Below are 18,741 nucleotides of genomic sequence, written 5' to 3'. Positions count from 1 at the left end.
TCAGTCCAGTTTGTCGCCGCCGACGTGCCATTTATCCAGCAGCGCGGTGTAGCTGCCGTCGGCGCGCATGTCCTGCAGGACCTTGCCCAGCGCCGCGCTCAGTTGCGGGTCCTGCTTGCGCACGCCGAAGCCGGTGAGGATCCGGTTGAACGCCGGCACCGCCGACTGGAACAGGTCCGGGGCCAGTTGCTGATAGTGCCCGGCGGATTCCACCGTGGTGCCGAAGGCGTCCACCTGGTTGATGCGCAACGCCTGGAAGGCATCGGCGTCGACGTTGTACACCACCAGTTTCATCGGCGGCTTGCCGGCCGCCACCAGCTTGTCGTTCTCGGCGCCGAGCAGGAGGCGGATGGTCGAACCGTTGCTCACCGCCACCTTGAGCCCGGACAGGTCCCCAAGACTGTTCACCGCCTTCGGGTTGCCCTTGGGCACCACGATGGACTGGCTGGAGTACATGAAGTTGACGATGTCGATCACTTCCCGGCGCTCGGGCTTGTCGAACAGCTGGTCGACGATCATGTCGCACTGCTGCGCCAGCAGCGCCGGGATCAGCCCGGCGAAAGGCGAGATGCGCCACTCGACTTTCTTGCCGCCCAGGCGCTGGGCAATCGCCTCGCCCATGTCCACCTGCAGCCCCACCGGTTTCTGTTGCGTGTCGAACGACACCAGCGGCGGCGAGTCCATGCCGGAGCAGTAGACGATCTTCTCGCTCTTGCTCAAGCGCTCCGGCAACTCGGGGGCGGCTTGCGCCCATAGGGAGCAACATAGACTCAAGGTAAGAACGGCAGCTGACGCGCAAGGCTTGTGCATGGCATTACTCCAGTCATGTCGGGTAGCAAGGGGCGCTGGCGCTAACGGCAGGCGTTAAGCGCTCGGCAAGAAATGCAATTTTTTACTGATGGGCCTCCAGGAACTGGATCAGCCGCGGGATGGTGCCTTCGATGTGCTCGCACACCACCTGCGCCGCCTTGTCCGGGTCGCCGGAACGCAGCGCGGCAATGATCGAGGCGTGTTCGTCACGGGCGCTGCGGGGTTTGTCGGCGTGTTGCAGCCACAGGCGCATGTGCGGCTCGATCACCGAATACAGCGCCGAGATCTGCCGCATCAGCCGTGGGCGTTCGCTCAGGCTGCACAGGTATTCATGGAAGGCGCGATGGCGGCTGACCCACTCGGCGCCGTCTTCGCGGTAGTCGTCCATCTCATCGAGCAGGCGCTCCAGATGGCTGAAATGGCGTTCGGTGATCTTGCTCACCGCCACCCGGATCGCCAGGCCTTCGAGGGCGCTGCGCATTTCGAAGACTTCGCGCATTTCATCGATGTTCAAGCCACGGACAATGGCCCCGCGATTGGGCCGCAGGGTCACCAGGCCATCGGCATCCAGGCGCCGGAAGGCCTCGCGCACCGGCATCCGGCTCATGTTGATTTCGCTGGCGATGTCCTCGGCGATCAAGCGCTCGCCGGTGCGGAAACGCCCTTTGCAGATCGCTTCCAGCAGAAAGTTGTAGGCCTCCTCCTCCGCGGTCACGGGCTGGCGCTCGGTATAGGCTGGGGCGAATTTCATCGGCGGCACCTTTTGAATTTTTGTATCCAATTATCCATATAGCCAAAAAAAGCACATTGCATGCCAAAGCCCCTGCACGTTTTACAGGTGCTTGATTCGGTTGAATTTTGCTGATCCGGGAAGGCTGGCGAAGAAGATCGCCAGCCAGAAAGGCGAGTGAAAATGCCCCAGGACGGGGCTTGTCGGGCGCGAAAAATGTGCTCGCGGTAACACCGGGGGCGCGGGTCACCCGATGTGGCGCTTTAGCAGGCGCGGCGCCTAGAAGGTGCGCAGGTAACGCAGGGTCAGTTGCGAGCCCTGGGCGCGATTTTCAGCAGCGCTTTCAAAGTAGAGGTTGGCGAACAGAGTCTGCTTGCCCTGGCGGTACATCACCCCTGGGCCGATGCCCAGCACCTGTTCCCGGGAGTCTTTCTGCCGATGGCCGTCGATGCGGTCGTCGCTGATCTGCTTGAGCTGGTAACCCGCCACCCCGACCCGCCAACGGTCCGAGAGCGCATAGGACAGCGCCAGGTTGCAGTGGACCGCCTGCCCCGGCTGAATGCTATCGGCCCCCAGCACCGACGCCGGATCATGGTTGCGGCTGGACCAGGCGTAATGAATGCGCCCGCTGACTTCCAGGCGCTCGCTCAGCTCCCAGGTGAACACATAGTGCGGGTTGAACACCCAGACATTGCTCCCGGTATTGATGCTCGAATCCTTGCTGTAGGAACCGGTCGGCAGCGAGAACACGAAGTTCAGGCGCTGCCAGTAAGGCCGGCCGAAGAACGACACCGGGGCCCATTGCAACAGGAACGGGCTGACGATCACATCGCCCTGGCGAGTGCGCCGGCCCTTGGGGCCCTGGTCGATGTCCAGCTCCAGGTTCACCAGCGGCAACAGCACCTCGGCGCCATAATTCGCCCCCAGCAGGGTGTCGCTGCTGAAATAGGCCAGGTGCGGCAGTACCGTGGTGCTGTGCACCTGCTGCCGGCCCGGGACCGAGTGGCCACGGGCATCGTAGGCCGAATGGCTGCGGTAGTACTGCACCGGCAGTTCGAACAGCCCGCCCGGGCCGGCGACCCCGTCCATGAAGCTGGTATTGCCCAGGGCCAGGGGCGGCAGACTGACGCTGTCGGCTTCGCTCGTGGCGCAGGCCAGCGCCGAGCTGATGCCCAGCGCCTTGACCCATTTCGTTCGGTTCATGCAACAGCCCCTCTGCGGCCGGTTAGAAAATGCTGAACGGGTAATCGACTATCACCCGGTATTCGTCGGCGTTGGCATTGCCACGGGTATTGCCCGGGGCGGTGTAGCCCTGCCCCGTGCGGTGCGCGGCCCAGCGCAAGGTCAGGTTCAGGCCCTTGGCCCGGCCGTCGGGCACGGCGTAGCGCAGCGACAGGTCGCGCTCCCAGTGATGGGCGTCCTTGCCGGCCGCGTTATAGATGTAGCCATAGCCCTGGCTGCCGGGGTCGACCCGGGTCAGGTCGGCCTCGCCCCGGGTATAGGCGGCACTGAACTGCAGGTCCGGGGCGTCGATAAAGGCCAGGCTGGTCTGGTACTGGAGTTTCCAGGAGCGCTCCCCCGGCGCGTTGAAGTCGGCGTATTGCTGCGAATTGCTGAGGTAGAGAAAGGACCGGTCGTCCTGGGCGATGTAGTCGAACGGGGTATTGCCATCGACCTTCTGCACCCCGAGGGTCAGGCTCTGCCCCGCCCCGGCCAGGGTCAGCCCGCCGCTGTAGGTATCGTTGTCGATGCGCCCCAGTTGGCCGCGGCCCTGGTCGCGGGTTTTGAAGTAATGCAGGTAAGGCGTCAGGCTGATGCCCTGGTTCAGCTTGAAGGGCTGGCTCACGCCTGCGTAGTACTGGCGCCAGATATCGCTCAGTTGCCCGCCATACAGGGTCAGCGTGGGCCCATCCGCTGGGCTGTAGATGCCCCCGGCCCAGGCCATGCGCGAGGCTTCGCGGTCGGCAGCGACCCCACTCTTGGTGCCGCTGCCATAGCTGGTGGTCAGGTGGCTCTGCCCGCTCTGGTTGCGCAGGCGGGTGGAGTCGACCATGCCGACGTCCAGGGTCAGGTGTTCCAGGCTGTAGTTCTTCAGCGTCAGCCCACGAAAGGTCTGGGGAAACAGGCGACTGACCCCGCCCGCCACCAGCGGATTCTCCAGGTACTGGTCGCCGGCCTGGAGCAGGCTGTCGAAGCCGCGCAGCTTCAGGGCCGCGCCGGCGGCGGAGAAATCCGCCTGGGGTGCCCGTTGCGAATCCAGCGGCAACAGCCCCGCCCCACCACTGCCGCCTCCGCCGTCGAGCTTGAGTCCGTAGAACCCGTGCACATCCAGGCCGACACCGATCGGCGTGTCGGTGTAGCCCGAGCGAAACGACAGGTACAGGCCCTGCACCCACTCGCGCTGGTCCTGCCGCGCCGGGGTATCGTGGTTGTCCCGGGCCAGGTAATAGTTGCGCAGCAGGCCGTTGAGCGACGAACCCCCGACAAACCCGGCCGGCACCGCCAGCTCGGCCTTTTGCCGCTCGTTGATGGCGGTGCTGAGGTTGTCGCGCTGGCCCAGGGAGTTGTCGGCCCGGACATCGACCAGTGTCAGCGACAGGCCGAGGGTCATCGCCCAGCGTTGCAGGCGTATGGCAGGCACACCCAGGGGTTGGTTTCGTGTGGTCATGGTGGTTTCAGCAATCGTCAGGCGGGATATCGAGGCGCGGCTATCCAGCGAGATTTCGCTGGGCGGGCCCGCAGGCAAGGGCTGCCAGGAGCGGCAGCCCTTGCCCGGCGGTTACTTGCCGGAGGTCAGGGTGTTGTAGCTGGTGATCAGGTTGCGGTAGTCCGGGATGTGGTTGGAGAACAGGGTGCCCAGGCCCTCGATGTCGTTGCGCCAGTCGCGGTGCAGCTCGCAGGCCAGGCCGAACCAGGTCATCAACTGGGCGCCGGCGGTGGACATGCGGTTCCAGGCCGAATCGCGGGTCAGCTCATTGAAGGTGCCGGAGGCATCGGTCACCACGAACACCTCGAAGCCTTCTTCCAGGGCCGACAGCGCCGGGAAGGCCACGCAAACCTCGGTCACTACGCCGGCGATGATCAGCTGCTTCTTGCCGGTGGCCTTGATCGCCTTGACGAAGTCCTCGTTGTCCCAGGCGTTGATCTGGCCCGGCCGGGCAATGTACGGCGCGTCCGGGAACAGCGCCTTGAGCTCGGGCACCAGTGGGCCGTTGGGGCCGGTCTCGAAGCTGGTGGTGAGGATGGTCGGCAGCTGGAAGTACTTGGCCAGGTCGGCCAGGGCCAGCACATTGTTCTTGAACTTGTCCGGGTCGATGTCGCGCACCAGGGACAGCAGGCCGGCCTGGTGATCCACCAGCAGCACGGCGGCGTTGTTTTTGTCGAGACGCTTGTAGGTAGTGGTCATGTCCATCTCCAGAGAAACAGCACAAACCCCGATGGTTTGCGCTGAAAAGGCAGAAAGCCCCGGCCCTGTTCAGCTGCGCTGGGAGTCGAGGGTTTCGTGATTGTTGGCCACTTGCTGAGCCTTGATGTAGCTCTCGATCAGCAGTTGGTAGTGCGGCATCGCCTGGGTGTAGACGCGGGCCCAGTCCTCGGCGTCGGGACGGTTCCACGAGCCCTGTAGTTCGGAGAGTGTGGCCATGATGTCGATCGGCACCACCCCGGCCTGGGCCAGGCGGGCGATTGTCAGATCGGTGGCCAGGCGCGAATGGTTGCCCGAGGCGTCGACCACCGCGAACACCTTGTAGCCGGCATGCACCGCGGCAATCGACGGGAATGCCAGGCAGACGCTGGTCAGGGTGCCGGCGATCACCAGGGTTTTCTTGCCAGTGGCTTTTACCGCGGCGACGAACTCGGGATTGTCCCAGGCGTTGATCTCGCCTTTGCGCGCCACGTAGCGGGCATGGGGAGCGGCTTCCTGGATCTCCGGGATCAAGGGGCCGTTGGGGCCCTGGGGCACCGAGGCCGTGGTGATCACCGGGATCTTCAGCAGGCTGGCCGCCTTGGCCAGGGCGATGGCATTGGCCCGCAGTTGGGGAACCTCGATGTCCTTGACGATCTGGAACAGTCCGCTCTGGTGATCGATCAGCAACATCGCTGTGTCGGTCGGATCAATGGTCGGTTTGGCCCCATTGAAGTTGGCTGCGTGTCCTGATGTGCTCATTTCCATTTCTCCTGCGTGGGGTGCCCTCATGGCATGGGGAACGGGCTGAATGCCCGGCGCTGGCTGCCGTCCTGGGCAAGCCTGGGTAGGGGCTGGGCCATGGGCCGGCCCCGGGGGCCTGGCGGCAGTCGTTTACCTGATGGCCCCCTCTCGACTGTTCCAGCGGTGTAACCACGACTGCTGACAGGACGGGCCTCATGACTGCCCCACCAGCCGCGCAAATCGGCTCAGGGGCACTACCTTAGTGGTCGGCCTTGGGTGCCGGTAGTCATTGAATTAGACTGCACCGTCTCATTATTGGAACAACGCGATTGTCGATGATCGATCTGAACGAACTCTTCCTTTACGCCAAAGTGGTCGAACACAGCGGCTTCGCGGCGGCCGGCCGGGCGCTGAACATGCCCAAGTCGACCTTGAGCCGCAGGGTCAACCAGCTGGAAACCCGCCTGGGAGTGCGCCTGATCCAGCGTTCGACCCGGCAATTCCAGGTCACCGAAATCGGCCAGGCCTACTACCGGCATTGCGTGGCGATGATGGCCGAAGCAGAGTCGGCCGAAGACCTCATCGAACAGAACAGGTCCGAACCCCGGGGCGTGGTCAGGCTGAGTTGCAGCACCCCGCTGCTGAACTACTGGGTGGCGCCACTGATTGGCAAATTCATGGTCCAGTGCCCGGCTGTCGAGCTCTATGTGAAGAGCTACAACCGGCGGGTCGACATCATCAGTGAAGGTTTCGACATCGCCCTGAGCCTGTGTTTTCCACCGCTGGACGACAGTGAGCTGGTGATGAAGGTCCTGAGCAAAAGCCCGCAGGTACTGGTGGCGAGCTCAGACTTTGTCCGCCGCCATGGCCCGCTGGAGTCCCCCGAGGACCTGGCCGAGCTGCCCAGCATCGGCTGGACCAGCGCCGGGCAGTCCAGCCACTGGTGGCAATTGCGCGACACCTGCGGCGCGACCGCACAGATCGTCCACACGCCCCGGCTGCTCAGCGACGACATGGCGGTGCTCAAGAGTGCAGTGCTGGAAGGCGCCGGCATCGCCAACCTGCCCCTGGCGGTGGTCCGCGACGAACTGGCGAGCGGCCAGTTGCAGCGACTGCTGGGGTCCTGGCAACCCGCCGAAGGGGTGATCACCGCAGTGTTCCCGTCGCGCCGAGGCTTGCGCCCTTCGGTACGCACGCTGATCGACTTCCTCGCCACCTCCTTTGCCCAGGAACCCAGCGAATAACCGCGCGAATACGCGGTTCTGCCGCCTTGCCCGGTCCCCGATCAACGTGCGCGATGCCGTGGCCTGGCAAGTCGGCCTTTAGCTCCTAGAAACGAAACGCCACCTCGGGGGTGAGGTTGAACGCATCCCCCGGATAGAAATTCGCCGAGTCCCGCCCCTTGGTGTCATAGGCGGTGTTGGCCGCGGTGGCGTAGCGAACGCCGCGCGGGCACAGCGCGATCTTGCAGCGCGCCGCTTCTCTTTTTTAAACACCCGGTTTTCGCCTAAACCGGCGACTCGTCCAGGACCTCGTCGAACTGGCGACGCCACAGCCGATGATACTGCCCGCCCTGGCGCAACAGCTGTTCGTGACTGCCGTCCTCGATCACCCGGCCCTTGTCGAACACCAGGATCCGGTCCAGATGGGCTACGGTGGACAGGCGGTGCGCCACCACCAGCACGGTCTTGTCTTCCATGATTTCGTCCAGCTTGTCCTGGATAAAGCGCTCGGTGATCGAGTCGAGGCTCGAGGTCGCTTCATCCATCACCAGGATCGGCGCGTTCTTCAGCAACACCCGGGCGATGGCGATGCGTTGTCGCTGGCCGCCGGACAACTTGACGCCGCGCTCGCCCACCAGCGATTCATAGCCCAGTTCCATGCCCTCGATGAACTCGCTGGCGCCGGCGCGGTGGATGGCTTGCGCCAGTTCTTCCGGCGAGGCGTCCAGGCGACCGTAATGGATGTTCTCGCGGATGCTGCGGTGGAACAGCCCCGGTTCCTGGGGAATCAGGCCGATCTGTTGGTGCAGGGAATGCTGGGTCACGCTGCGCACATCCACCCCGTCGATCAGCACCGCGCCTTGCTGCACGTCATACAGGCGCAGCAGCAGGTTGACCAGGGTCGATTTGCCGGAGCCGGAAGCCCCCACCAGGCCGACCTTCTGCCCGGCCGGGATGACGATATTCAACTGCTGGAAAATCACCGGCCCCGTACCGTAGGCAAAGCCGACATCGCGGAACTCGATGTCGCCGCGCTGGATCCGCAAGGGCTTGGCCTGGGGTTGATCGATCACCTCATGGGGACGGATCAGGGTGTTCACGCCGTTGGCGATGTTGCCGGTGGCCTCGAACAACTCCAGGAAACGCCGGGACAGGTTGCCGACATCATTGATGATCAGCAGCGACAGGCTGGTGGCCATGACGAATGAGGCGATATCGATGCGCTGGCTGCGCCACAGGTACAGCGCCAGCAACAGCAGGCCGAGCTTGAGCACCACGCCGCAGCTGGTCTGGAACCAGCGGATCTTCTCCATGTAGCCCAGGGAGCGATTGGCCGCCTTCACCTCCTTGTCGAGGAAGCTGCCCAGGTAGCGGTGCTCGAAGGCATGCCGGGCAAACAGGCGGATGTTGGCCAGGTTCGACACCGCGTCCACCACCTTGCCGTTGCTGGTGCTGCGCGCCGCCGAGTATTGCTGGGCCAGGGGGTGGCTGCGCCGGGCCAGCAGGTAGCCGATGGCGATGAACAGCAGCGACCAGGCGGCCATGAACAGCGCCAGCACCGGTGACGCGCTCCACAGCAGCACCGTGGCCAGGCTCAGGGTCGCCACCAGGGGGATCAGGTCGAACAGCAGGATACCCAGCGCCTGGTTCACCCCCAGGGCAACCTCGGAGACTTTGTGCGCCAGGGCCCCGGCGAATTCATTGCTGATAAAGCGATGGGAATGCTGCTGCAGGTAGGCGAACACCACATGGGTGACCATGCGCCGCTGCAACGGCAGCACATGGATGTGGCAACCAGCGGCGGCCCGGGTGAACAGCACTTCGCCCACCAGCAGCGCGGCAAACAACGTCAGGGGCCACTGCAACACTTCGAAGGCGTGGGCACTGTCCAGGCCGTTGCTGACCGTGCGGGTGATCTGCCCCAGGCCCCAGGGAACGAGAATGGTGCAGACCACCGCACAGATCTGCCGCAGATGAATCGCCAGGTACCAAAGCTTGAAGTGGCCGGCGAAAAACCGCACGAAAGCCGCCGGCGTGGCAGGCAGATGCTGGACTTTCCAGTGGTTGTAGTCGCGCGAAGGCGAGGAGGATGAACCCATGACCGATGCTTTCCTGGATAAAACCTGTGGCCGCGCAGCTTCCAGGCAAGAATGGGCGCGCTGGCGCCCGTTGAAATATTGCGTTCAAAGCCTTGCCCGGTAGCGGATTTCCTCCAGCGCCCAGCCGCCCCTGGCTATGCTGCGCTGCGAGCTGTTGTCGGCCAGCAGCCCGGCCTTGCGGTAGAAGCCTGTGGCCCGCGTATTGTCGAGCAGCACCCACAGGCTCAGGGCCTGGAAACCCTGGCCGCGCAGATGCTCCACGGCCGTTGCCCAGAGGGTGCGCCCGACACCTGTCCCCCAGTGCTCGGCCAGCAAGTAGAAGGCCATGACCTCGGCGGTTTCGCGCCGGTTCACGTCCTCGTCGCGGCTGCTGCCGACCGCGATCCAACCTATCACTCGTTCATCGACCAGGGCCACGAACACCTCGGGCGAACCCTGTTCGATCGACTGTTTCCACCAGGCCTGGCGCTGCTCCTGGGTGCGGTCCAGGGCGGCCAGGTAATCGTCGGGCATCAGCCCACGATAAGCCTGTTGCCAACTGCGAATCTGCACCTGGGCAATGGCCGGGGCATCGGTGGGACAAGCAACGCGAATCATTGACTACCTCCGGTATACACGGCGGCACCTGCCACCGGCGAAAGCCTGCGGAACACCACTGCTGACAAGGCGCAGAACACACCGCCGACCAGCATCACCAGGGCCACGTCGTTTGCCGCGATGCCGGCGTGGCCACGCAGCGCCATGACCAGGCTGAGCAGCGCCGCCGCGACACCCACCGACAGGCTCATGCTCAGCTGGATGGTCATGGCCGCCAGGCTGCTGGCGCGGCTGGACAGCTCGGCGGGTACGTCGGCGTAGGTCAAGGCGCCCAGGGTGCTGAACTGCAGGGAGCGGATGATGCCGCTGCCAAACAGTAGCAGGATCACCACCCAGTACGGCGTGGAAATATCGAAGCTGGCGCAGGCCGCTATCGTCAGCCCGGTGAGCAGCGCGTTGACGGTCAGGGTGCGGCGAAAGCCAAAGCGGCTGACGATCCGTACCGCCAGCAGCTTCATCAGGAACGCCCCCGCCCCGCTGGCAAAACTCAGCAGCCCGGCCTGCAGCGGGTTGAGGCCGAAACACAGCTGGAACAGCAGCACCAGCAGGAATGGCTGCGAGGCGCTGCCCAGGCGCAGTAGGTTGCCGCCCCAGAAACTCAGGCGGAAGGTCGGGATGCTCAGCAACGAAAGATCGATCAGCGGCTGCGCCACGCGCCTGGCATGCCTGACGTACAAAGCGGCGCAAAGCACCCCGGCGACGATCAGCGCCAGCGCCCAATGCCGCTCCAGCAGGCCGTGGCCGAACGCCTCGAAACCGAAGACCAGGCCACCCAGGCCGACACCGCTGAGCAGCAACCCCAGGCCATCCAGGGGCCGCCCGCGGGCGCCGGGATAGTCGGGGATGTAGCGCAGTACCAGCAGCACCCCGAGGATGCCGATGGGCACATTGATCAGGAAGATCCACTGCCACGACAGCAAGGTCACCAGCAGGCCGCCCAGGGGCGGCCCCAGCACCGGGCCGATCAGCGCCGGAATGGTCAGGTAGGACATGGCCCGCAGCAGGTTGTCCCGGGCCGACCAGCGCAGCAGGATTACCTGCCCCACTGGCACCATCATCGCCCCGGCGGCGCCCTGGGCCAGGCGCGCCAACGACAGTTGCAACAGTGAACCGGCGCTGGCACAGGCCACCGAAGCCAGGGTGAACAGCAGGATGGCGCTGACGAACACCCGGCGCGGGCCGAAGCGGTCCGCGGCCCAGCCACTGACCGGCACGAACAGCGCCACGGCCAGCAGGTACAGGGACACCACCAGGTTCATCCGCACGCTGGGTTCGTTGAAGTCACGGGCCATCTGCGGCAGCGCGGTGAGCACGGCGGTGGCGTCGATCAGCTCCATGAACAGCGCGCAGCCGATGATCATCGGCACCCGGCGCTGGCTGCCCTGCGCCCCTTGGCTCAAAGCATCGGGCGTTGATAGACCAGGGTGTCGCAGATACCGAAGGTCGCCGACCTGCGGGCCGCCGTTATTGTTTGTATGCATTGAAACCCCGCGGCCTGCGCCAGCTTCTGGCTGGCAATGTTGGCCGACGACGTGGTCAACCCCAATGGCTGGCCGGCCAGTTGCCCGATCAGGGTGGCCAGCGCTTCTTTCATCAGGCCCTGCCGGGCATGGCCCTGGCGCACCCAGTAACCGAGCTCGAAACCGCCTTCGCCATCGGCCCGTGGCTTGAGCCCGACACAGCCCACCAAGGGCTCGGTTTCAGCCCGCAACAGCAGGAAGAACTTCTTCTCCCCGGCCGGCTGCGGGAAGTCTTCCAGGGCCCGCCGCAGGCTGTCCCGGGTGTCCTCGGTGCTCCAGTGCGGCTTGCTCCAGGACAGGAAGTCCTGGTGCAGCCCGTAGCTGGCATTCAGCGCCTCGGCCAGCCGCGGCGCCAGTTCGAGGTCGGGCCTGACCAGGCGCAGGCGTGCGGTGTCCAGGCTCGTCGGCAGTTGAACGCTCGCCATATTCAGAACAACCCCGAGGTCGGCGGTGGGGTGCCCTTCAGTTGCCAGGCACCGACCGCCGCGGCTTTCCAGTGCCGGGGGTTGTGGTTGGCCACGGTGCGCGCGTTGCGCCAATGGCGGTCGAGGTTATGGCCGCGGCCGGTGGTCGAGGCGCCGCCGACGTCGAACACCAACTCCGCCGCCTTGAGCGCCGACTCGGCGGCGATGTATTGCGCCTGGGCCACGTCCACCGCGGCCCGGTCCACCGCCTGCGGATCGAGATCGGCGGCCCAGGCGCGGTCGATGGATTCGGCCGCGCGCAACACCACCGCTTCGGCGGTGAAGGCCCGGGCCGAGATGTCGCCGACGCTGAGTTCGACATAGGGATCGTCCACCGAGCGCGCGGCGCTGCTGTGCTTGATCGGCCGCGCATGCTCATTGGCGAAGGCCACCGCGTCGTTCAGCGCATTGCGCGCGATACCGGCCTGTACCGCGCCGAGGAACAGCTGCAGGAACGGCGTGACTATGGTGCGCTTGCCCTCCTCCACGGTACGGGTGCGAATCTCCTCGGCCAAGACCTGCACATGGTGCAGGTGGGTGGTGCCGCTGGCGGTCAGGCGCTGCCCCATGGCGTCGAAATCGTCCAGCAGCTCCAGGCCCTGGCGATCGCGGGGCAGGACGAAGGACACCGGCTGGTCGTTCTCGTCCAGGGCCACCGCGCTGACCCAGTCGGCATACAACGACCCGGTGCTGTAGTACTTGCTGCCACTGGCCCGGTAATGGGCGCCGTCGCGGACGATGCGCGCGCTGATCGAGCCGTTGGCGCCGCCCACCTCCCAACCGGCGTTGCCCAGTACCGCGCCCTGCAGGTAGCGCTCGAACCAGCGCTCGCGCTCGGCCTCCGCGCCCTCGGCGCGGGAAGCCAGCAGGCCCTCGACAAAACCGAAGCCCGGGCGCAACGCCTGGGCCACGTTGGAGTCCACCGCGGCGATGCGGATCAGCAGCGCGATCACCTCCTTGACCGAGCCGCCCGAGCCGCCGTAGCGCCCGGGAATCCGGCAGGTGAAAAAGCCCGCCTTGGCGATCTGCGCCACCGCCTCGAACGGCAACTGTCGCTCGCGCTCGCGTTGCGCGGCGCCCTGGGCGATCTCCGGCAACAGCCGGTCGGCCCGGGTATTGAGTTGTTGCACCGAGACAATCGGGCGTTCGGGTACAGCGGATAACCTGCTCATGGCATTTCCTTGTGCAACATTCGGGGTTAGATGGCGATTTTCCATAGCCGGGATTCGTCGAACAGCAGCACCGCGCTTTCCGGTTCCAGGGGCGGCACCACCAGGCTGATGCCCGAACCGGGCAAGCGTGGCACGGCGCCCAGCAGGCGCTGGGTGTACTCATGGCGCGGGCTGTGGAACAGGGTCTCGACCGGCGCGCTTTCCACCACCCGGCCGTGACGCATCACCAGCACTTCGTCGCTGACATGGCGGATCACCCCCAGGTCATGGGAGATGAACAGGTACGCCAGGCCCAGCTCGGCCTGCAGGTCCGCCAGCAGATCCAGGACCTGGGCCTGCACCGAGACGTCCAGGGCCGAGACCGGCTCGTCGCAGATGATCACCTTGGGGTTGCTGGCAATCGCCCGGGCAATGGCCACCCGCTGCCGCTGGCCACCGGACAGCTGCAACGGCCGGCGTTCGGCCAGCTCCGCCGGCAGGCGCACCTGGCTCAACAGCTGAGCGATGCGCGCCGGCTGCTGCGCCAGTGGGACCTTCGCCACATCCAGGGCATCGGCGAGGATCTGCCCGACGCTCCAGCGCGGGTCGAACGAACTCAGCGGGTCCTGGTAGATCACGCTGATATCGCGCCGATACAGCCGGCGCGTTCGCTCTTCTACCCGGCCGTCGTCGACCCCGGCCCAGGGCCGGTCGAGGAAAGACACCGCGCCGGCATCCGGTTGCAGCAACCCGAGCACGATGCGTGCGACCGTGGTCTTGCCCGAGCCGGATTCGCCGACTATGCCCAGGGTGCGCCCGGCCCGCAGTTCGAAGCTGACGTCGTCGACCACCTGCCGCGATTGCTGGTCGGGGCCGACATAACGCTTGCCCAGCCCACTCGCCCGCAGCAGTACCGGCGAGTCGTTGCCTGGGCGTGGCGCCAGCGTCCGCGCGCCCTGCTGCGGCGACAGCCGCGTGCCCCGCGCATGCTCGGCCGGCACCGCATCGAGCAAAGCCCGGGTGTAGGCATGCCGCGGCTCGCGCAGCACCTGGCGCATCGGCCCCTGCTCCACCACCTCGCCGTGGCGCAGCACCAGCACCTCGTCCACCAGCTGGGCCACCACCGCCAGGTCATGGCTGATGATCAGCAGCGAGTCGCCACGGGCCTTGATCGCTTGCAGGACCTGGAGAATCTGCGCCTGCACCGTGGCATCCAGGGCGGTGGTCGGCTCGTCGGCGATCACCAGGCCGGGGTCCAGGGCCAGGGCGCTGGCGATCAACGCGCGCTGACGCAGCCCGCCGGAGAGTTGATCGGGACGCTGGCGTGCTCGCAGCTGCGGCTCCGGCACGCCGACCCGGGTCAGCAACTCCAGCATTCGCTGCGGGCGGCTGCGGCGATCGCCCCAGCGATGGGTCTCCAGCACTTCGAGGATTTCCTTGCCCACCGGGCGCAGCGGGTCCAGGGACACCAGGGCGTCCTGCAACACAAAACCTATGCCCCGACCACGCAAGGCACGCCAGCCGCGCTCGGAAAGGCTGAGCAGATCGTGCCCGGCATAACTCAGGGTGCGCGCCGTGACCCGCGCCCCGGCGCCGGCCAGGCCGATCAGGCTGCGAGCGGTAACGCTCTTGCCCGAGCCGGACTCCCCCACCAGGGCCAGGGTCTTGCCCGGTTCAAGGGTGAACGACAGGTCGCGCACCACCCACTGACCGGCGAATTCGATGGACAGGCCCTCGACGATCAAGCCTTTGTCGTTCATGACAGGCGGCCCTCCAGGCGTTGTTGCAGGTAACGGCCGGCGACCGTGGTCGACAGCGTGGTCAGGACGATGAACAGCCCGGGGAAAAACGTCAGCCACCAGGCGTTGGCGATGAAGTCGCGGCCCATGGACAGCATGGTCCCCCACTCCGGCGCCGGCGGCCGCGCGCCCAGGCCGAGAAAACTCAGGGCCGAGGCCCAGACGATGGCCTGGCCGACGCCCATGGTCAGGGTCACGATCAGCGGCCGCATGGCATTGGGCAGCAGTTGCCGGGCGATGATGCGCAGCGGCGGATGCCCCAGGGCCCTGGCGGCCTCGATGTACCCCGCGTTGCGCACCGCCAGCACCTGGCCACGGACCATCCGCGCGTAGCCCGGCGCCCCGCCGAGGCCGGTGGCGATGATCAGCGGACCGATGCCGCTGCCGAAGATCGCCACGAACAGCAGCGCCAGGACCAGGCTGGGGAAAGCGAACAGCACTTCCAGCAACCAGCCGACCCCGCGGTCGATGCGCGCGCCACCCAGGCCACCGAGCAGGCCCAGGGCAATCGCGATGCTCATCGCCAGCGCGGTGGCGGCCAGGCCGATAAGCAGCGACTGACGGGTGCCGTGGATCACCCGCGAGAAGATGTCGCGACCGGATTGATCGGTGCCGAACCAATGGGCCTGGCTCGGCGGGTGGAACGCGTCATGGGGCACGATCGCCAGCGGGTCGCTGTGGGCGAACAGCTGGGGCAGCAGCGCCGCGACGATCAGCAACAGCAGGAAAGCCAAGGCCAGCAGCGGCCCCGGTCGCAGTCTGCTTGCCCGGCGCTGGACCCGTACCAGGGGCAGCGTGGCTTCAAGGGTCAGTTCGCTCATGCCGGATTTCCCTGTTGGCGCGGGTCGAGCCACTGGTACAGCAGGTCGACGACAATGTTGGCCAGTACATAACCGGCGGCGACCACCAGGCTGATGCCGATGGTCAGCGGCAGATCCTGGGCTTGCACCGCCTGGTACAGCTGGCGCCCCAGGCCCTTGCGGGAAAAGATCACCTCGATCACCACCGCGCCGCTGATCAGCGCGCCGATGGCCCAGCCGGACAGGGAAACGCCCGGCAGCACCGCATGGCGCAAGGCATGCTTGAAACGCACGGCCAGATCACTGAGGCCACGGGTGCGGGCGGTCAGGACAAAGGGTTGTTCCAGGGTCAGCTCCAGGGATTCCCGGGTCACCTGGGCGATAAACCCCGCCAGGGGAATCGCCAGGGCAATCGACGGCAGCACCAGGGTGCGCCAACCATCGCTGCCGGCCGGCGGGAACAGCCGCAGGCCGAACGCGAACAGCGCCAGCAGCAGGATGCCCAGCCAGAAATGCGGCAAGGCGGCGGCCAGGGTTTCCGCCAGCGAAGCCAGGCTGGCCAGCCAGCGTCGGCGCCCGGCGGTGACTACGGTCAAGGCCAGCACCAGCAGCCAGGCCAGGGCCAGGGAGCTGAAAGTCAGCTCCAGGGTCGGCCAGGACTGCTGTGCCAGTACCCGGGTCACCGGCAAATGCTGGGAATAGGAAATGCCCAGGTCGCCCTGCACCAGGCGCCCCAGGTACAGGGCGTACTGCACCGGCAAGGGTTTATCCAGGCCGTACTCGCGGGTGGCTTCGGCGATGGTTTCCGCGGTCGGGTTGCCGCTCGGGCCGCCGAGGATCGCCAGCACCGGGTCGCCGGGCATCAGGCGCAAGGCGAAGAAGGTCAGCGTGGCAACCGCCCACAGCACCAGGATGCCGCCGGCGAGTCGCCACAAGGCGCGGCGCCCCAGGCGGGCAAGGCACTCGCGGCGCGGGGACAGGGTTGTGCGGCTCATTTGTTCACCCATGCGTCATAGAGATAAGTCACCGCCAGCGACGGCTCCAGCCGCACGCCCTGGGTGGTCTTGTAGATCCCCAGCCGCGTGCTCTGCGGGTAAGTGGTCAGCTGCAGGTACTGCGCCGAGGCGATTTGCTGGGCCTGGTAATACAGGCCCCGGCGGTGTTCGGCGTCCTGGGTGGCCAGGGCCTGCTGGAGGATCCCGTCGAAGACCGGGTCATTGAAGCCGGCGGTATTCTGGTGATAACCGCCGACCCCGGCCGGACGGATGAACTCGGAACTGAAGATGATCCGCAGCACATCGGCGGTGTTGGTGTTCCAGTAGCCCAGGCGAATGTCGTAGTCCCAGTCGGCCTGGCGCTTGGTTGCCTGGACATCGCTCATCTGTTCGACGATCAGCTCGAAACCGGCCAGGCGGGTGGTGGCCTGCACCTGCTCCCACAGGGTGTATTCCGACGGCGGCGTGCGGTTGCCCATCACCACGTGCACCTGCAGGCGCTGGCCGTTGCGGGTGCGGTAGCCCTCGCTGTCGCGCTGGGTCCAGCCGGCCTCGTCGAGCAGGCGCGCGGCGCGGGCCGGGTCGTAGTCCTGGGCGTGCTGGAAGTCGGCGCTGTAGAAACGGGTCGCCGGGCTGAGCGGGCCGCCGGCCCGGGGAAACTCGCTGAAGTACACGCTTTTCAACGCGCCTTCGATGTCGGCGCTACGGACAAAGGCCTCGCGCACCCGGAGGTCGTCGAACGGCGCGCGGGTGATGTTCAGGGTGCCATTGGTGGGGTTGCCCGGGCGCTGGGCGATGATCAGGGTCAGGTCCGGATTGCGCCGCGCGGCTTCATGGGACTCCGGCGGCAGCGCCTCGATCACGTCCACTTCGCCGGCCTGCAGCGAGGCGAAACGTACCGAAGGCTCGAGGATGAACTTCCACACAATGCGCTCCAGCCAGGCCGGCCCCTGGTGCCTGGCCGTCGGCGGCGCCCAGTTGTAGTCGGGATTGCGCACCAGTTCCACCTGGCTCTGGCGTTCCCAGCGCACTACCTTGAACGGGCCGCTGCCCACCGGGCTCTCGCAATTCACATCGCGCGGACGCAGCAGCGCCGTGGGCGACTGGATGCCGAGAAAACCCTGGGCCAGCACTTCGAGAAAGGCCGCATAGGGTGTGGCCAGGTGGACCACCGCGGTGAACTCGTCGCGCACCTCGGTGCTGCGATACTGGCGGATGTAACCGCCGGCGGTGCTGGACTGGGTCTTCGGGTTGGCCATGTGATCGAGGTTGGCCTTGACCGCCGCGGCATTGAACGGCGTGCCGTCGGTGAAATGCACATCGTTGCGCAGATGGAAGCTGTAGCTCAGGCCATCGGCGGACACTTCCCAGCTCTTGGCCAGCCAGGGACCGATGCGGCCCTGCTCGTCCATCGAGACCAGGGAGTCCAGGTACTGTTGGGCGACGAACACCTGCGGCATGTCACCCGCTACATGGGGGTCGAGGCAGGTCGGCTCGCGGTCGGTGGCATAGACCAGGGTGCCGCCGCTCACCGGCTGGGGGCTGCGGGTCACCGTGGAGCTGTCCTGGCCGCAGCCGAGCAACAGGCTGCAAAGGGTGGCGAAAGCGATGTGGGGGGAGATCCTGGGCGACCTGGGTCGCGGGCTGTGGCGTTGCAGAGGCTGGGCGGGTTCTCGCATGGGTGCTGGTAGGCCTTGGGTCCGGGAACCAGGCTATTGCACAAGGCATGCCGGGTTTTGCGTCCCGTAAACAGGCGCTGTGGCCGGTGTTGCAGAGGTGGCAGGCAAACAATCTGTTCGGCCGCTGTTGGCTGAGCAACAGTGCCGTCGACGCCTCAGCCGAGGTCGCCCTCACCCGCCGCTTCCACCCGCAGGAAACCCTCCGACTCGCAGGGCGGTTCGAGCATGGCGAAGACACTTTTCAACGCCGCCTCGGGCACGCGCTTGTCCAAGGCGCGCCGCGCATTGCGCGACAGCGCCTGTTCCAGGGAAGCGCGGACGAAGACACCGATCGCCGGCACCGCGTACTGCCGGGCCAGTGCCAGCAGATGCTGGCGATGCCGCCGGGCCGGCAAGGCCGCGTCGAAGACGATCGCCCGGGCGCCGAGCCGTTCGGCATTCTCCGCGACCCAGCGCGACTTGCCCGCGCCCTGCACACCCATGACCACATACAGGCGGGCACCCGCGGCGGCCCTCGCCAGCTCCGTTTCCAGCCGCGCGTAAGCCAACGCCCAGGCCTGTTTGTTGCGCTCGGGGGTGAACTCGCGGCCAAACTCGGTTTCGAGGTAGTCGTCGGGGTTGATGACCTGGGCAATATTCTCCATCTCGACTCCTGCCTACTGGATGTGGCTGATGACAGTCGGCCTCAGGAACCGGCCGAGGCAAAACGCAGCGCCGCTGTCGGAGC

The 18,741-nt window shown here is 66.2% G+C and carries 17 protein-coding genes; 1 reads left to right on the top strand and 16 read right to left on the bottom strand.

Annotated elements, in window-relative coordinates; translation table 11 throughout:
* From C4K38_RS15435 to C4K38_RS15410, 6 genes are all read right to left on the bottom strand, one after another.
* Nucleotides 1-810, bottom strand: coding sequence for an ABC transporter substrate-binding protein (locus tag C4K38_RS15435; RefSeq protein WP_053279123.1), 810 nt, complete (start codon nt 808-810; stop codon nt 1-3).
* Nucleotides 811-892: 82 nt separating this feature from the next.
* Nucleotides 893-1,561: a GntR family transcriptional regulator gene (locus C4K38_RS15430; RefSeq protein ID WP_053279122.1), complete on the bottom strand. Its 669-nt coding sequence runs from the start codon at nt 1,559-1,561 to the stop codon at nt 893-895.
* Nucleotides 1,562-1,819: 258 nt separating this feature from the next.
* The gene (locus C4K38_RS15425) at nt 1,820-2,743 is read right to left on the bottom strand and encodes a SphA family protein (protein ID WP_053279121.1); all 924 of its coding nucleotides are present in this window, start codon (nt 2,741-2,743) and stop codon (nt 1,820-1,822) included.
* Nucleotides 2,744-2,765: 22 nt separating this feature from the next.
* Nucleotides 2,766-4,151, bottom strand: coding sequence for an OprD family outer membrane porin (locus tag C4K38_RS15420; RefSeq protein WP_053279211.1), 1,386 nt, complete (start codon nt 4,149-4,151; stop codon nt 2,766-2,768).
* 168 nt (nt 4,152-4,319) lie between these two features.
* Complete coding sequence (ycaC, locus tag C4K38_RS15415; RefSeq protein WP_053279120.1) at nt 4,320-4,946, bottom strand: isochorismate family cysteine hydrolase YcaC; 627 nt, start codon at nt 4,944-4,946, stop codon at nt 4,320-4,322.
* A gap of 69 nt (nt 4,947-5,015) precedes the next feature.
* A complete protein-coding gene (locus C4K38_RS15410) occupies nt 5,016-5,705 on the bottom strand; it encodes an isochorismatase family protein (protein ID WP_053279119.1) in 690 nt (229 codons plus the stop codon).
* Between the two features lie 317 nt (nt 5,706-6,022).
* Here C4K38_RS15410 and C4K38_RS15405 point away from each other — a divergent pair, with 317 nt between their 5' ends.
* Entirely contained in the window at nt 6,023-6,931 is a 909-nt protein-coding gene (locus C4K38_RS15405) for a LysR substrate-binding domain-containing protein (RefSeq protein ID WP_025808930.1), read from the top strand.
* A gap of 263 nt (nt 6,932-7,194) precedes the next feature.
* Here C4K38_RS15405 and C4K38_RS15400 read toward each other — a convergent pair whose 3' ends face one another.
* The 10 genes from C4K38_RS15400 to C4K38_RS15355 form a co-directional block, all read right to left on the bottom strand.
* Entirely contained in the window at nt 7,195-9,009 is a 1,815-nt protein-coding gene (locus C4K38_RS15400; RefSeq protein ID WP_053279118.1) for an ABC transporter ATP-binding protein, read from the bottom strand.
* 84 nt (nt 9,010-9,093) lie between these two features.
* The gene (locus tag C4K38_RS15395; RefSeq protein WP_053279117.1) at nt 9,094-9,606 is read right to left on the bottom strand and encodes a GNAT family N-acetyltransferase; all 513 of its coding nucleotides are present in this window, start codon (nt 9,604-9,606) and stop codon (nt 9,094-9,096) included.
* A complete protein-coding gene (locus C4K38_RS15390) occupies nt 9,603-10,967 on the bottom strand; it encodes an MFS transporter (RefSeq protein WP_124345337.1) in 1,365 nt (454 codons plus the stop codon). The genes C4K38_RS15395 and C4K38_RS15390 overlap by 4 nt, the downstream gene beginning before the upstream one ends.
* Before the next feature lie 35 nt (nt 10,968-11,002).
* Entirely contained in the window at nt 11,003-11,551 is a 549-nt protein-coding gene (locus C4K38_RS15385) for a GNAT family N-acetyltransferase (RefSeq protein WP_053279116.1), read from the bottom strand.
* A 2-nt stretch (nt 11,552-11,553) separates the two neighbouring features.
* Nucleotides 11,554-12,762 carry an acyl-CoA dehydrogenase family protein gene (locus C4K38_RS15380; protein ID WP_053279115.1) on the bottom strand — a complete coding sequence of 403 codons (1,209 nt, stop codon included), beginning with the start codon at nt 12,760-12,762 and terminating at the stop codon, nt 11,554-11,556.
* Between the two features lie 26 nt (nt 12,763-12,788).
* Entirely contained in the window at nt 12,789-14,501 is a 1,713-nt protein-coding gene (locus C4K38_RS15375) for a dipeptide ABC transporter ATP-binding protein (protein ID WP_053279114.1), read from the bottom strand.
* Nucleotides 14,498-15,361, bottom strand: coding sequence for an ABC transporter permease (locus C4K38_RS15370; RefSeq protein ID WP_053279113.1), 864 nt, complete (start codon nt 15,359-15,361; stop codon nt 14,498-14,500). Before C4K38_RS15370 ends, C4K38_RS15375 begins: the two co-directional genes overlap by 4 nt.
* Nucleotides 15,358-16,335: an ABC transporter permease gene (locus C4K38_RS15365; RefSeq protein ID WP_053279209.1), complete on the bottom strand. Its 978-nt coding sequence runs from the start codon at nt 16,333-16,335 to the stop codon at nt 15,358-15,360. The genes C4K38_RS15370 and C4K38_RS15365 overlap by 4 nt, the downstream gene beginning before the upstream one ends.
* Nucleotides 16,332-18,014: an ABC transporter substrate-binding protein gene (locus tag C4K38_RS15360; protein WP_053279112.1), complete on the bottom strand. Its 1,683-nt coding sequence runs from the start codon at nt 18,012-18,014 to the stop codon at nt 16,332-16,334. The genes C4K38_RS15365 and C4K38_RS15360 overlap by 4 nt, the downstream gene beginning before the upstream one ends.
* Before the next feature lie 155 nt (nt 18,015-18,169).
* Complete coding sequence (locus tag C4K38_RS15355; RefSeq protein WP_053279111.1) at nt 18,170-18,658, bottom strand: AAA family ATPase; 489 nt, start codon at nt 18,656-18,658, stop codon at nt 18,170-18,172.
* Nucleotides 18,659-18,741 lie beyond the last annotated feature (83 nt).

The organism is Pseudomonas chlororaphis subsp. piscium (assembly GCF_003850345.1).
Lineage (GTDB): Bacteria > Pseudomonadota > Gammaproteobacteria > Pseudomonadales > Pseudomonadaceae > Aquipseudomonas > Aquipseudomonas piscium.
Note: the sequence above shows the minus strand (reverse complement) of the source record. Positions and strands in the feature narration are given on the sequence as shown.

Coding starts and splice junctions, on each gene's coding strand:
- C4K38_RS15435 (WP_053279123.1), bottom strand. CDS start 810: ATGCACAAGCCTTGCGCGTCAGCTGCCGTTCTTACCTTGAGTCTATGT.
- C4K38_RS15430 (WP_053279122.1), bottom strand. CDS start 1,561: ATGAAATTCGCCCCAGCCTATACCGAGCGCCAGCCCGTGACCGCGGAG.
- C4K38_RS15425 (WP_053279121.1), bottom strand. CDS start 2,743: ATGAACCGAACGAAATGGGTCAAGGCGCTGGGCATCAGCTCGGCGCTG.
- C4K38_RS15420 (WP_053279211.1), bottom strand. CDS start 4,151: ATGACCCTCGGCCTGTCGCTGACACTGGTCGATGTCCGGGCCGACAAC.
- ycaC (WP_053279120.1), bottom strand. CDS start 4,946: ATGACCACTACCTACAAGCGTCTCGACAAAAACAACGCCGCCGTGCTG.
- C4K38_RS15410 (WP_053279119.1), bottom strand. CDS start 5,705: ATGAGCACATCAGGACACGCAGCCAACTTCAATGGGGCCAAACCGACC.
- C4K38_RS15405 (WP_025808930.1), top strand. CDS start 6,023: ATGATCGATCTGAACGAACTCTTCCTTTACGCCAAAGTGGTCGAACAC.
- C4K38_RS15400 (WP_053279118.1), bottom strand. CDS start 9,009: ATGGGTTCATCCTCCTCGCCTTCGCGCGACTACAACCACTGGAAAGTC.
- C4K38_RS15395 (WP_053279117.1), bottom strand. CDS start 9,606: ATGATTCGCGTTGCTTGTCCCACCGATGCCCCGGCCATTGCCCAGGTG.
- C4K38_RS15390 (WP_124345337.1), bottom strand. CDS start 10,967: ATGATCATCGGCTGCGCGCTGTTCATGGAGCTGATCGACGCCACCGCC.
- C4K38_RS15385 (WP_053279116.1), bottom strand. CDS start 11,551: ATGGCGAGCGTTCAACTGCCGACGAGCCTGGACACCGCACGCCTGCGC.
- C4K38_RS15380 (WP_053279115.1), bottom strand. CDS start 12,762: ATGAGCAGGTTATCCGCTGTACCCGAACGCCCGATTGTCTCGGTGCAA.
- C4K38_RS15375 (WP_053279114.1), bottom strand. CDS start 14,501: ATGAACGACAAAGGCTTGATCGTCGAGGGCCTGTCCATCGAATTCGCC.
- C4K38_RS15370 (WP_053279113.1), bottom strand. CDS start 15,361: ATGAGCGAACTGACCCTTGAAGCCACGCTGCCCCTGGTACGGGTCCAG.
- C4K38_RS15365 (WP_053279209.1), bottom strand. CDS start 16,335: ATGAGCCGCACAACCCTGTCCCCGCGCCGCGAGTGCCTTGCCCGCCTG.
- C4K38_RS15360 (WP_053279112.1), bottom strand. CDS start 18,014: ATGCGAGAACCCGCCCAGCCTCTGCAACGCCACAGCCCGCGACCCAGG.
- C4K38_RS15355 (WP_053279111.1), bottom strand. CDS start 18,658: ATGGAGAATATTGCCCAGGTCATCAACCCCGACGACTACCTCGAAACC.